This window comes from Streptomyces sp. NBC_00637, from assembly GCF_045161545.1.
Taxonomy (GTDB): domain Bacteria; phylum Actinomycetota; class Actinomycetes; order Streptomycetales; family Streptomycetaceae; genus Streptomyces.
In genome coordinates, this window is record NZ_CP109046.1 from 6,426,767 (window position 1) to 6,439,387 (window position 12,621).

Below are 12,621 nucleotides of genomic sequence, written 5' to 3' on the forward strand. Positions count from 1 at the left end.
CCCCCTCCGACTCCGCAGCCTCCGCTTCCGCCCTGGACGTGCTCGACCGGCGGGTGGGGGGCTGTCGGGCGTGTCCTCGGTTGGTGGACTGGCGTGAGGAGGTCGCCCGTACCAAGCGGGCGGCCTTCGCGGACTGGACGTACTGGGGTCGGCCCGTACCCGGGTTCGGCCCGCCGGACGCCCGGCTTCTGATCGTCGGGCTGGCTCCGGCCGCGCACGGTGGGAACCGTACGGGGCGGATGTTCACCGGGGACCGTTCCGGCGATGTGCTGTACCAGGCGTTGTACGACGTGGGGCTGGCGTCGCAGCCGACCGCCGTGGCCGTCGACGACGGGCTGGAGCTGTACGGCGTGCGGATCACCTCGCCCGTGCACTGCGCGCCGCCCGCCAACAAGCCGACCCCGGGGGAGCGGGACACCTGCCGGCCCTGGCTCGTGCAGGAACTGCGGCTGCTGCGGCCGACGTTGCGCGCGGTGGTCGTACTCGGTGCTTTCGGGTGGCAGGCGGCGTTGCCCGCGTTCGCCGAGGCGGGTTGGACCGTGCCCCGGCCGCGGCCCGCCTTCGGGCACGGGAACCGGGTGTCGCTCGCCGGCCCTGCCGGTCCGGGCGGCCCTGCCGGTGCGGGCGGCCCCGCCGGCCCGGTCGGCCCTGCCAGCCCCGACGGCCCGGGCGACCCGGGCCTTGCGGATGGTCCGGACCGGCAGGACGCTTCGGAAGGCGTCGACGGCCTCGACGTCTTCGGTTGCTTCCACGTCAGTCAGCGCAACACCTTCACCGGCCGACTCACCCCCGAGATGCTGCGCGAGGTGCTGCGCACGGCCGCGGGGGTGGCGGGTCTGTCCGAGGTCCGGTCAGACGACGCGGGCCGCGGTGACCGGTCGTGACGTGACCGGGTAGGCCTTGTCCCGGGCGGTGTTGACGCTCCAGCGGTAGCGGGAGAACTCTCCGGTGGCGCTGGAGGCGTAGAACATCATGTGGCCGATGCCGACGCCCTCGAACTGCTCCTCCGCGGCGAGGCTCACCATGCGGGTGTCGGGATACCTGGGGTAGTTGGTCAGCGCGTACACGCCGTGCGGCTCGGCCGTGCAGTCGACGACCTCGACGGCGTACTGGGTCTCGCCGGTGAAGTCGGCGACGCCGCTGAAGACGCCCTTGACCTCGCGGACCATGACGATGTGACCGGTGTTGTCCTCGACCTGACCGTTGTAGTCGACCGCGATCACATCGCCCGGCCGCAGGTCGGCGACCTTGCGGATCTGCTGGAAGCGCGGGCCGGCGGTACCGTCGGTGAAGGCCCGGCGGTAGTCGGCGGCCTCGGGGATGCGGTCCTGGAAGTACTGGGTGAAGTAGGCGTCGGTGGCCCATCCGTAGGTGTGTTTGAGCACCCAGGTGATGAAGGACGAGCAGCGGGCGCGGGCGATCCAGCTCGGCAGGTCGTCGGGTGTGCCCCAGGTGACGGCCGACGGGGAGCCGACGAGGTAGACGTTGTTGAGGCGGGCCGTGCGGCCGCTGATCAGGGCGACCTCGTCGGCGTCGAGGGCGCGGCCGTAGGCGCGCACATCGTCGACGGAGCCTTTGAAGTGGTTGACGTAGGCGCCGTTCCAGCGGGCGCGGCCTATGTTGAAGCCCTGGGGGGCGGCCCAGGACAGGGTGGCGTCGGCGGTGCCTTCCGGCACGCCGTTCACGTACAGATGGACTTGGCTGCCGTCCCACACTCCGGTCAGGTGGGTCCACTTGCCGGGCACGGCGGCGCTGGTGGCGAGCGCGGAGATCTTGACGCTCTGGTCCTCGGCGCGGACCTTGAACGCCCAGGTGCCCGCGGTGTCGTCGTACTGGAGCAGGAAGCGGCTGCAGCCGGTGCCGTCCTGGCTCACCGCCGTGTACATGTTGGCCAGGGCGGCGTCGTCGGCGAGGCGTACCCAGGCGGAGACCGTGAACGGGGTCGTGGTGTCGAGCACGGAGGCCGTGGCTGCGGAGGCCGCGTCCAGGGTCAGCTCGCCGCCTGCCCGCAGGGTGGTCCAGCTCGCGCCGGTGCCGAGGACGACGGGGTGGTCGCGGCCGGAGTGGTCGGCGCCGGAGCCGTCCAGCGGCCAGTGTCCGGCGAGCCCGGTGGGCAGGTGGCCGGCCGCCAGGAGGCGCTGATACCGGACCATCTGTTCGGCCTGGGCGAGATGGGGTGTGGCGACGGGTGTGAAGGGGGTGTCCAGTGGGCCGTCGGCGGCCGCGCTCCCGGCGGTGCCGAGCACGCCGGTCACCGCGCCCGCCCCCACGAGTGCGGCTCCGCTCAGCAGTCCGCGTCTGCTCACCATGGTCGTTCTCCCCGTTCCGTCGGCCGTGTGTGTGCCCTCGGTTTCTCTCCGAAGGTCAGGGGATTGTAGGCGGAGCATGATCGGGGGACGGGGGCGCCTTCGGGAGGTCCGCCTCCCCGAACAGGTGCCGGACCGTGGAGCGGTAGTTGGCCTGGACGTGGTGCAGGGCGTGGGCGCGGGCGCGGGCCGGGTCGCCTGAGGCGATGGCGTCGTAGAGGTCCTGGTGTTCGGTGAGGAGTTGGGGCCATTCCTCGTTGCGCCGGGTGAGCCATTGCAGGCGGCCGGCGACGGGTTCCATGACGGAGATCAGCAGGGTGTTGCCGGCCATGGCGAGGAGCCGGTCGTGGAAGCGGGTGTTGATGTCGGTGATCGCCTCGGCGTCCTCGGCGTCGGTGGCGTTCGCCGCGCCGGCCAGGAGATCCCGTAGTTCCGCGAGGTCCTGCGGGGTGGCGCGGGCGGCGGCCAGTCCGGCAGCGTAGACCTCCAACGCCTCGCGCAGTTCGAAGAGTTCCTTCACGTCGGTGGGGCTCAGCGGTCGTACGACCGTACGGCGCGGGGTCTCGAACAGGACGAAGCCCTCGGCGACGAGTGCCCGGATGGCTTCCCGGACCGGGACCCTGGAGACGCCGAACCGGTCGGCCAGTTCGCGTTCGACGAGCCGGTCACCGGGACGCAGCCTGCCGGCGATGATCTCCTGCCGCAGGGACCCCAGGACGCGCTCGCGCACCGCTCCGAGGGGTTCGATCTTCGTCATGGGCCCATCCTCGCCGATGCGAGGGGGCTTTTACGGAGCCGTAACGGGACGGACATCGGTCAGAACGCTTGACGACGGAACCATGTGCGCAGTTTGGTATACCAAATGGTTCGGCAGTAGTCCTCCTCCGTCCCTTCGCCCATGGAGGCCCCGTGTCCCTCGCCGACAGCGCCGAAGTCACCGGCGCACCAGCGTTCGTCCCTGATCCCCGGCTCACCAACGAAGATCTCGCACCCGCCGAGAAGCGGAACTGGAAGGTCTTCGACCTCTTCGCCATGTGGATGTCGGACGTCCACAACCTCGGCAACTACACCTTCGCCGCCGGACTGCTGGTCCTCGGCATGAACGTGTGGCAGATCTTCACGGCCCTCCTCGTCGGCTTCGTGCTCATCTACGTCGGCATGAACCGGATGGGCCGGATCGGCCAGCGCCACGGGGTGCCCTTCCCGGTGATCAGCCGCATCAGCTTCGGCGTCTGGGGCGCCAACATCCCGGCTCTCATCCGCGCCGTGATCGCCATCATGTGGTACGGCATCCAGACCTACCTCGCCTCCGTCGCCGTCAACGTGATGCTGCTGGCTGCCTGGCCGGGCCTGGAGTCCTGGACGCACAGTTCCTTCCTGGGCCTCGACGCGCTGGGCTGGTTCTCCTTCGTGTCCCTCTGGCTGGTCCAAGCGATGATCATCAGTCAGGGCATGGAGTCCGTACGCAAGTTCCAGGACTTCTGCGGCCCCGCGATCTGGCTGGTGATGATCGCGCTGGCGGTGTGGGTGCTGTCCAAGGCCGGCTGGACGATCTCGCTCACCTCCACCCCGCATCCGGTCTCCATGGGGGAGCAGTGGCGGCAGTGGTTCGGCGCGATCGGTCTGATCCTCGCCACGTACGGCACGCTGATGCTGAACTTCTGCGACTTCTCCCGCTTCGCGCCCGACTACAGGACGGTCCGCCGCGGCAACTTCTGGGGGCTGCCCCTCAACTCGACGGCCTTCGTGGTCGTCTCCGTGATCGTCACCGCCGGCTCGCTCGAGGTGTTCGGCGAGGCCATCACCGACCCGGCGGAACTGGTCGCGAAGGTCGGCAACACCTGGGTGCTCGTCCTGGGCGCCCTCACCTTCGCCATCGCCACCATGGGCGTCAACATCGTCGCCAATTTCGTCTCGCCCGCCTACGACCTCGCCAACGTCTGGCCGCAGAAGATCACCTTCAAGGTCGGCGGCATGATCAGCACGGTCGCGGCGCTCGTGGTCACCCCGTGGAACCTGTTCTCCAACCCCACGGTCGTCAACTACTTCCTCGGCGGCCTCGGCGCCTTCCTCGGCCCGCTGTTCGGCGTGATCATGGTGGACTACTACTGGGTCAAGCGTGGCCGCGTCGACGTGAACGAGCTGTTCGACGCCACCCCCGGCTCCCGCTACTACTACCGCAAGGGCGTCAACCCCAAGGCGGTGTGGGCGTTCCTCCCCTCCGCGGCGGTCGCGGCGGTGCTCGCGCTGGTGACGACCTTCAGCGATGTGGCGCCGTACTCCTGGTTCATCGGGACGGCCCTGGGAGCCGGTCTGTACGCCCTGCTGTGCCGCAGTGAGCGGACCGCCGGGATCGTGGCCGCCGCCGAGAAGCCCGCGGAGGTCTGAGAAGCGTGCGGAACGTGCGGATCGTCGTCACCAACTGCAACACCACGCGGGAGATGACCGAGGAGATCGTGCGAGGTGCCCGGGCCGCGGCAGGCCCGGGCACCACCGTGACCGGGCTGACCCCCGCCTGGGGGCCCGAGTCGGCGGAGGGCTGGCTCGACAGCCTGCTGTCCGCCGCGGCGGTCATGGACACGCTGCGGACCTACGACGGGCCGCCCTACGACGCCGTCGTCATGGCCGGATTCGGGGAGCACGGGCGGGAGGGCGTACGGGAACTCGTGGACGTGCCCGTCGTCGACATCACGGAGGCCGCGGCGCATCTGGCGTGTCTGCTGGGACGTCGGTACGGCGTCGTGACCACGCTGGAGCGGTCCTGCGGCCAGATCGAGGACAGCCTCGAGCTGGCCGGGGTCGGCCGCAACTGCGCCGCCGTCGTCGGCACCGGCCTGGGGGTCCTCGACCTGGGCGACCGCGACCGCACCCGGGCGGCGTTTCTGGCGGCCGCCGAGCGGGCCCGGGCGGCGGGGGCCGAGGTGCTGGTCCTGGGATGTGCCGGGATGACGGGGCTGGAGCGGATGGTGGGCGACAAGCTGGGCCTTCCGGTCGTCGACGGGGTGGGCGCGGCGGTGAAGCTGGCCGAGGGGCTGGTCGGGCTGGGCCTGACGACCAGCCGGGCGGGGAGTCTCGCGAAGCCGGTCCCGAAGCGGAGGGTGTGGGGCGTCGGGTAGCCGGGCGGCGGGAACCCCGCGACCCACCCCGTCAAGACGCACCACAACACGGCGCACCACCACGAGACGCACCGCATCGGGACGTGCGGCCTCAACACGCGCCGCGTCAGGACGCGTTGCCGAAAGACGTCCCGCATCAGGACGCGTTGCCCGAAGACGTCCCGCATCAGGACGTGCGGCCTCGACGCGTCCCGCATCAAGGGGACTCCTCGGGCCTGTCCCGTACCCGTGGGGCGTGCCCGGTCCGGAACTCCTCGCTCTGCTCGGCCGCTTCGACCCGCTCGGCGCGGTAGAGGCGCAGTCGCGGCGCGGACCGCGACGTGCGGGGATCGATGCCGAGCCGGTCCGGCGGCCCGAGCAGTCGGAGCACCAGCGGGCCCGTCCACCCCCGCATCCGCAGCCCGGCCGACGACACGTACCGCCGTCCGTCCTCCATGTACCTCACCAAGGCAAGCTCCCCCGGACCTCTGGTCGTGACGCTCTGTGACGACACCTTCCATTGAAGCGCGCCCCACTGACAATCGCCCTGCGGCGGACGACCGCGGGACGACCCGAGGCCTCCTCGCCGCGCTGCCGTCCATGCGGAGCCGGGTGGCCGCACCGGTACGCGGCGGGCTGCGCCCCCCGGGCCCCGCCCCTGCCTCCCGGTCCCGCCCCCCTCCCTCGGTCCTGCCCCTTGGCCCCGTCCCCTCACCCCGGTCCTGCCCCTCGGCCACGCTGCCGGCCCCACCCCGCCCCGTTTTCGGCCTTGCGTTCATAAAGAACGCGGGATCCGGGCCAGGCGTCACCTCGCCGAAACACAACCGCCCCCGCCTCTCCAAGACCGCCCCGTACCGTGGACACCACAGCTCACAGCTGATCCGCCCCGGCCACCGTCGCCCGAAGGCACACCCCCGCCCTCGATCCGACAGGAGCTCCGTGTCGCCGCGCCCGCACGTTCCCGCTCGCGCATTCCGTCCGCTCGCCGCCCTTCCGCCCTGGCTCGCCCACGCCCTGCGCGCCCAGCGCGGGCCCGTTCCCTGGAGCGCGGTCACGCGGGGGGCACTGGCCGCCGGGCCGCTGCTGCTCGCGTCCGTGCTCGTGGGCCGGATCTCCCTCGGGGTCGTCGCCGCCATCGCCGCGATGCTCGCCGGGATCAACGACCGGCCCGGCAGCAGGCGGACCGCGGTGAAGCGGCTCGGGGCGCCCGCGCTCGTGGGTGCGGGAGGGCTGCTCGTCGGGACCTACGCGGGGGATCACGCCGGGGCCGTCGGGCTGACGGCCGTCCTCACCGGGCTCGGGCTCCTCGCCGGCGGGATGAGCGCCATCGGGCCCGTCGCCTCCGGCGCCGGGACGCAACTGCTCGTCGCGTCGGCGATCGGCGCCGGGATGCCGGTCGCGGACGCCGGGTGGACGCGCGCCCTCGCCTTTCTCGCCGGAGCCGGCTGGCTGCTCGCGCTGCGGCTCGTGCTGCCCACGCCCGGCGCGCTGACCGGCGACTTCCGGTTCGACGGTGAACGGGACGCGGTGGCCCGCGTGTACGACGCCGTCGCGGAGTTGCTCGACGCCACCGGGACCGAACAGGCCACCGCCCGCCGTGCCGCGCTCACCGCGGCCCTCGACCACGCCCAGGACGCCCTCGCCGGACCGCGGCTGCGGCGCAGTGCCCGCTCCGCCTCCGCGTCCGAGCGGCGGCTGCACGCCCAGTACGCCGCCGCGCTGCCCCTCGCCGAGGCCGCGACCGCCCTCGCCTGGGCCGCGGAGCGCCTCTCCGATCGGGCCTCGGCCGGGCCCCGACGGCTCGCCGCCGCCGTCCGCGAGAACACCCACACCGGGCCGCTGCCCGCGCCCTCCCGGTCCGGACCCGCCCTGCGCGCCCTCGACGACGCCCTGCTGCACGCCGCCGACACCTTCGACCAGGGCGGCGGCGGCGACCTGCACGCCCGCCGACGCGGTGCCCGCGACCTGCTGCGCACCGCGTTCGGCGCGGGCGGGCGCGAGTACGGGCTGCGGGTCGCCCTCTCCTTCGGGGTCGCCGCCGCCGTCGCGCAGGCCCTGTACCACTCCCAGTGGTACGGCCGGCACACGCACTGGTACTGGCTGCCCGCCACGGCTGTCTTCCTGGTCAAGCCCGACCTCGGGCCCCTGGTGTCCCGGGTGTTGTGCCGCGCCGCGGGGACCGTGCTCGGGGCGTTGCTCTTCGCCGCCTTCGCCGCCGTGCTGCCCCGGCCGGAGGGGCTGGTGGCGCTGGTCGCCCTGTGCGGGGCGCTCATTCCGGTGTCCACCCGGCACTTCGCCGCCCAGACGGCCGTCGTCACCGTCCTCGTGCTGTCCCTGGTGATGGTCGGCGGAGAACCCCAGGCCTCCGCCGCCCGGATCGCGGAGACCCTGCTGGCCTGCGTGATCGTGCTCATCGTCGGGCATCTGCCGATGCCGGGGGAGCGCGGCGGCCAGGTGCGTGCCCGGCTCGCCGCCGCCGCGGGCGCCGCGCACGCCTACCTCACCCATGTGCTGGACGGTCCCGACGACCGTGCCGCCCGCTGGACCCTGCGCCGCGAGGCCTACCGCGCCCTCGCCGAGGCCCGTACCGCCATCGCGCTCGCCGCCCACGAACTGCCCGCCCTCGCCCGGCACACGGAGGGCACCGACGAGGTGGCCGCCGTCCTCGAACGGCTCGTCGACACGACCACCGCCTGCGCCGTCCACCTCGACGACACCGGGCGGCTCACCGCACGGCACCGGGAGCGGCTCGCCGAACTGCTCGACGAACTCGCGGCCGGACGGGAACGGGTGGGGCTGCGGGCGCCCGTGCCGGATCTGCCGGCGGCCGGGTAGCCCCGGCCCGCCTTGCCCGTCCGGCCACCCGGCCCACCCGGCCCGTCCGGCCCGCCTTGCTCGTCCGGCTCGTCCGGCCCGTCTCAGTCGACGCGTACCCACACCGGCGCGTGGTCCGACCCCGGTTCGTTCCTGCGCGCCGTCGGATCGGGCCCCACCGACGGGAGCCGCGACGCCTCCCGCGACCGCACATCCGCGCCCGTACCCGCCGACGTCAGCCGGTGGACCAGGCGGTGGCTCGTCAGTATGTGGTCGATCAGCTCGTGGCGACCGGAGTTGATCCGCGAGAAGCGGCGGTCGGCGGGGATCAGCGGGGCGATGTTCCACAGGCGGGACGCGTCGCCCTGGTCGGGTGTCTCGAACCCGCGGGTGCCGAGCTCCGAGCCGGGCGGGCCGAGCAGCATCTGTGTGGTCGCCGCCTGGACCTCGTCGTTGAGGTCGCCCAGCACCGCCACGTCCCGCTCGCGGCCGTCGCCGGCCAGGAGCTCGTCGGCCAGGGCGCGCAGCGCGGTCGCCTCGGCGGCCCGCCGGTAGAGGGCGTAGGCGCCGTAGCGGGCCCGTTCGCCCTCGTCGCGCGGGAAGAAACGATCGCCCGGGTACGACAGCAGCTTCGACTTCAGATGGGCCACCGCCACCCGCAGCGGACCGGCCGGCGTGAGCGTCTCCACCGCGAGGAAGCCGCGGCCCGACCCGTCCGAGGCGGCCCCCGAGTCGTCCGTCTGCACGGGCCGCAGCCTCGCCGGGTACGCGCGCGTGTCGGCCAGTACCTCCAGGGGCGTACGGCTGATCACGCCGACCCGGATGCCCCGGCCGTCGGGGTGCGCGGACAGCGCCGCGTGCCAGGTGCCGCCCACGGTCTCCAGCAGGTCCGACAGGGCCTCGGGCTCCCCGACCTCCTGGACGCCGAGCACGTCCGGGTCGAGCGCGGTGACGACGGCGGCGAGCGCGGCGAGCTTCGCCTCGTAGGCCGCCTTGTCCTGCGGACCGAACGGCCCCGGCCCGCTCTCGGTCCGGGTCGGACGGGGGGATCCCGACGGCCGGTACAGGTTCTCGAGGTTCCAGGTGCCGAGGAGCATGCCGGGCTCCCTCCAGGAGGTGTCGTGGCGCCAGGGTGCCCGTCCCACCGGGCCGGCGACAGGCTCGGGACAAGATGCGCGCCACGGCTCACTCACGGGGACGACACCGTCGTACGTCGACGCGACGACGCCTTCCGCGCGGTCTCCCCGGCGGCGGCGGACGCGTCCGGAGGGCGATGACTGTCGTACGTTGAGCCCCCTGGACCCGACGGCGCGCGGCTCTCGTGGAGCCGACCGTGTTCGGGGCGTGAAGCGGTGTGCGGGGTCGCGACCACGACGAGTGCGAGTAGTGACACGGAGCGTGTCCGGGATGTTCGTAAGGTGACCGGATTCTCACACTCTGCGCTGAACGCGTGTCAACTACGTCTCAGTCCCGCAACCGGCCGAGGCCTTCGACCTCCGTAGCGCGTTAACTCCTACAAGCACGACGCTGAACGGAGGTGCGAGATGGTGAACGGGCGGACCGTGCTCGAACGCTTTCCCGCGGGTGGGCCGCGGGGCTCGTGGCCGGCGGAGGAGTTCGCGCACGCGCGACGTATGGAGGGACTGGCCGCCGAGGTCGTCATGGACCTCGCGACGGACACGTTCCTGGTGGTCGTCCGGGGCGGCGACACCGCGCGGTGACCGGTGGTCAGCCCGCCTGTGACGGGGCGGGCACCTGCGCCGTGAACTGGTCGGCCTGAAGCGCGTACAGCTCGGCGTAGACGCCACCGCCCGCCAGCAGCTCGTCCGGGGTTCCCGACTCCACCAGCCGGCCCTGGTCCAGGACGTGCACCAGGTCCGCGTGCCGGACGGACGCCAGCCGGTGGGTGATCAGCACGACCGTCTGGCCGCTGTCGGCGAGCGCGCGGATCTTCTCGAAGACCTCCAGTTCGGCCCGGGCGTCCAGGGCCGCCGTCGGCTCGTCCACGATCAGGATGCGCCCGCGCCGGTACGCAGCCCGGGCGATGCCGAGGCGCTGCCACTGGCCGCCGGACAGCTCGTGACCGCCGCTGAAGTGCCGGGCCAGCAGCGTGTCGAGGCCCCGTGGCAGGTCCTCGACCACCTCCTGGGCGCCCGCCTCGGCGATCGACGCGGCCAGTCGCTCCTCGGTGAGCGGCGCGGCGGACCGGCCGATAGCGACGTTGACACGGGCCGTGAACGGCCACCGCTTGAAGTCCTGCGCCACCATCGCGATGCGCTCGGCCAGCTGGTGGCGGTCCGCGTCGGCCGCGTCCACGTCGTCCCACAGGATCCGCCCCCGGTCCGGCTTGTACAGCCCCGCCAGCAGCTTCACCAGGGTCGTCTTGCCGGAGCCGTTCTCGCCGACGAGCGCGACGATCCGGCCGAGCGGGAGCGAGAGGCTGACCTCGTCGAGGGCGGGACGCGTCGACTCGCCCGGATAGCCGAACGTGACGTTCTCGAAGCGGATCTCGCGCGGGTCCTCCGGCAGGGCCGCGCCGCCCGCCGGGATCGCCCGGTCGGCCGCCTCCACGTAGAGCCGCTGGAGGTCGCCCACGAACAGCGCCTCCTCGTGCAGCTGGTTGACCTCCAGGACGAGGGTGTTCAGGCTCGCGGAGCCGCTGCGGATCGCGATCACGGCGGTGCCCGCCACCGCCAGCGCCATCGTCCCGGTGAGCAGTAGCCCGCCCAGCGTCGCGTACGTTGCCATGGTCGCCAGGCCCGTCCAGGTCGCCGCGAACAGTCCGGTGCGGGCGGCGAGCCGGGCCAGCCGCGCCTGTTCCGCCTCCGCCGTCTCCGACATCGCGCGGAAGTGCCGCAGCAGGAAAGGGCCGACGCCGTGGACGCGGATCTCGGGCGCGGCCTCCGGCTCGGTGAGGAGGCCGGCGATCAGGTGGCCCGCGCGCGCGTGCTGCACCCAGGTGTGGAAGGACTCGTAGCGGCGCCGGGCGTTCGTCAGGGCGCTCCAGGCGCTGGGCAGTGTCATCGTCACCAGCAGCGGCAGCAGCAGCGGGTGCAGCACGGTGAGGACGCCCGCGGACGCGGCCAGCGAGATCATCGCGTTCACCACGCGTGTGCCGTGACTGATCATGTAGCGGCTGGACCGGGCCCCGTACTGCGCGGTGTCCAGCAGCTTGTGGAAGGCGTGGTCCTCGATCGCGGAGAGCTCGACGGCGGCCGCCCGTTCCAGGTACAGCTCGGTCGACACCCGCTCCACCTTGGGCTCCAACCGCCCCGTGGCATACGTCGACGCGGCCCGCAGCAGCGCGCCGATCAGGAGGACGACGGCCATGGCGGCCAGTGCGGGGGCGGCGTCGCGCAGCCGGTCCTCGATCGGGCCGCCGGTGATGAGCCGGCCCAGCACGGCGTTCATGGCGAGCAGACCGATCGCCTGCGCCACGCCCCGGGCGATCTCGGCGCAGAGCACGATCCGGGCGGCTTTCGGGTCGGCCTGCCGGGCCAGCCGGAGACTGGTGCGCAGCAGGGACGGCAGCCGGGTGACCATGGCGCGGAAGTTCAGCTCCAGAAAGGCGTCCCGGTGCTGGTTCCAGCCCATGTCGTAGCGGAGCGGGCCGCCGAAGAGGAGCCGCTCCGACTCGGACACGTCACGCTCGTCGGAACCCTGCGGTTTCCGTGCCTTCGCCGTCTCCTGTTCCTTTGCCGCCTCACGTTCCTTTCCCGCCTCCCGTGCGGTGCCCGCCGCTCGCGTCTCTCCCACCGTCGGCCTCCCCCGATCGCGATAGTGGACGAAGGGCCACTATCGCGGGACGAGAGGGGGTCGGGGCAGGGCGCGGGGCGGGAGAGCCGGGACGCGCGGGCGTGCGCCGGACGGCCCCTGGACCCGCTCGCGGAGGGGGCGGCCGGTTACGCGCTGATCGCCCGGGACCAGGTGGGCGTCGTGCCCGTGAGGCGGCACAGGGCCAGGTAGAGGGGGATCGGCGGGGTGTACGGAAGCGTGCCGTCCGGTCGGTGGACGAGGCCGGGGACGTGCGGTGAGTCCGGCAGCAGCGCACCCGTGGCGTAGTGCGCGGGGGCGGGCCACTCCAGGGCGTAGTCGGAGTCGGAGGGCACCAGCCACCACCAGCGCGCCTCGTCGGCGTAGACGCAGCCCACGCGCGGCAGGCGCGGCATGAGCAGCGGGCCGAGGCGGGCGGGGGCGGAGACGGCGTCGCAGCCCAGCGGGGCCGTCATGCCGTCGGGCACGGCCAGCCGGCGCGCCGGCTCGGGGGCGCGTGTACCGCCCGGCCCGCGCTGGAGGCGCACGAGCGTGTCGAGGGTCAGCAGGGGAGCCCGACCGGAGAGTGCGCTCATGCCCTTCCCCGCTCGCGGCCGTGCTCGAGCGGGAGGGATCCGGCGGAGTGTCCGGCG

General features: G+C 73.1%; 11 protein-coding genes. 5 read left to right on the forward strand and 6 right to left on the reverse strand.

Features of this window, described 5'->3' with window-relative positions:
- The first annotated feature begins 53 nt into the window (after nt 1–53).
- Nucleotides 54–884 (forward strand): uracil-DNA glycosylase, encoded by an 831-nt coding sequence (locus OG440_RS28165; RefSeq protein ID WP_406011475.1) that lies wholly within the window; start codon nt 54–56, stop codon nt 882–884.
- Here OG440_RS28165 and OG440_RS28170 read toward each other — a convergent pair.
- Both OG440_RS28170 and OG440_RS28175 read right to left on the reverse strand, forming a co-directional pair.
- A complete protein-coding gene (locus tag OG440_RS28170; protein WP_406009579.1) occupies nt 852–2,309 on the reverse strand; it encodes a LamG domain-containing protein in 1,458 nt (485 codons plus the stop codon). The genes OG440_RS28165 and OG440_RS28170 overlap by 33 nt on opposite strands.
- 55 nt (nt 2,310–2,364) lie before the next feature.
- Nucleotides 2,365–3,063 carry a GntR family transcriptional regulator gene (locus tag OG440_RS28175; protein ID WP_406009580.1) on the reverse strand — a complete coding sequence of 233 codons (699 nt, stop codon included), beginning with the start codon at nt 3,061–3,063 and terminating at the stop codon, nt 2,365–2,367.
- A gap of 152 nt (nt 3,064–3,215) precedes the next feature.
- Here OG440_RS28175 and OG440_RS28180 point away from each other — a divergent pair, with 152 nt between their 5' ends.
- Together OG440_RS28180 and OG440_RS28185 are read left to right on the forward strand one after the other, a co-directional pair.
- A complete protein-coding gene (locus OG440_RS28180; RefSeq protein WP_406009581.1) occupies nt 3,216–4,694 on the forward strand; it encodes an NCS1 family nucleobase:cation symporter-1 in 1,479 nt (492 codons plus the stop codon).
- Between the two features lie 14 nt (nt 4,695–4,708).
- Entirely contained in the window at nt 4,709–5,422 is a 714-nt protein-coding gene (locus OG440_RS28185; RefSeq protein ID WP_406011476.1) for an aspartate/glutamate racemase family protein, read from the forward strand.
- A gap of 196 nt (nt 5,423–5,618) precedes the next feature.
- Here the strand turns inward: OG440_RS28185 and OG440_RS28190 are convergent, their stop codons facing one another.
- The gene (locus tag OG440_RS28190) at nt 5,619–5,870 is read right to left on the reverse strand and encodes a hypothetical protein (RefSeq protein ID WP_406009582.1); all 252 of its coding nucleotides are present in this window, start codon (nt 5,868–5,870) and stop codon (nt 5,619–5,621) included.
- Nucleotides 5,871–6,340: 470 nt separating this feature from the next.
- Here OG440_RS28190 and OG440_RS28195 point away from each other — a divergent pair, with 470 nt between their 5' ends.
- Nucleotides 6,341–8,236: an FUSC family protein gene (locus OG440_RS28195; RefSeq protein WP_406009583.1), complete on the forward strand. Its 1,896-nt coding sequence runs from the start codon at nt 6,341–6,343 to the stop codon at nt 8,234–8,236.
- A gap of 83 nt (nt 8,237–8,319) precedes the next feature.
- Here OG440_RS28195 and OG440_RS28200 read toward each other — a convergent pair whose 3' ends face one another.
- The gene (locus OG440_RS28200) at nt 8,320–9,312 is read right to left on the reverse strand and encodes an endonuclease/exonuclease/phosphatase family protein (RefSeq protein WP_406009584.1); all 993 of its coding nucleotides are present in this window, start codon (nt 9,310–9,312) and stop codon (nt 8,320–8,322) included.
- A gap of 447 nt (nt 9,313–9,759) precedes the next feature.
- Here OG440_RS28200 and OG440_RS28205 point away from each other — a divergent pair, with 447 nt between their 5' ends.
- Nucleotides 9,760–9,936, forward strand: a complete 177-nt coding sequence (locus tag OG440_RS28205) for a hypothetical protein (RefSeq protein WP_351767768.1) — start codon at nt 9,760–9,762, stop codon at nt 9,934–9,936.
- A 7-nt stretch (nt 9,937–9,943) separates the two neighbouring features.
- Here OG440_RS28205 and OG440_RS28210 read toward each other — a convergent pair whose 3' ends face one another.
- Nucleotides 9,944–11,809, reverse strand: a complete 1,866-nt coding sequence (locus OG440_RS28210; protein ID WP_406011477.1) for an ABC transporter ATP-binding protein — start codon at nt 11,807–11,809, stop codon at nt 9,944–9,946.
- A 308-nt stretch (nt 11,810–12,117) separates the two neighbouring features.
- Nucleotides 12,118–12,564, reverse strand: a complete 447-nt coding sequence (locus tag OG440_RS28215; protein ID WP_406009585.1) for a hypothetical protein — start codon at nt 12,562–12,564, stop codon at nt 12,118–12,120.
- Nucleotides 12,565–12,621 lie beyond the last annotated feature (57 nt).

Bases quoted from the DNA above. Each gene is read 5' to 3' on its own strand.
- OG440_RS28170 (WP_406009579.1), bottom strand. From the start codon at position 2,309: ATGGTGAGCAGACGCGGACTGCTGAGCGGAGCCGCACTCGTGGGGGCG.
- OG440_RS28175 (WP_406009580.1), bottom strand. From the start codon at position 3,063: ATGACGAAGATCGAACCCCTCGGAGCGGTGCGCGAGCGCGTCCTGGGG.
- OG440_RS28200 (WP_406009584.1), bottom strand. From the start codon at position 9,312: ATGCTCCTCGGCACCTGGAACCTCGAGAACCTGTACCGGCCGTCGGGA.
- OG440_RS28205 (WP_351767768.1), top strand. From the start codon at position 9,760: ATGGTGAACGGGCGGACCGTGCTCGAACGCTTTCCCGCGGGTGGGCCG.
- OG440_RS28210 (WP_406011477.1), bottom strand. From the start codon at position 11,809: ATGGGCTGGAACCAGCACCGGGACGCCTTTCTGGAGCTGAACTTCCGC.
- OG440_RS28215 (WP_406009585.1), bottom strand. From the start codon at position 12,564: ATGAGCGCACTCTCCGGTCGGGCTCCCCTGCTGACCCTCGACACGCTC.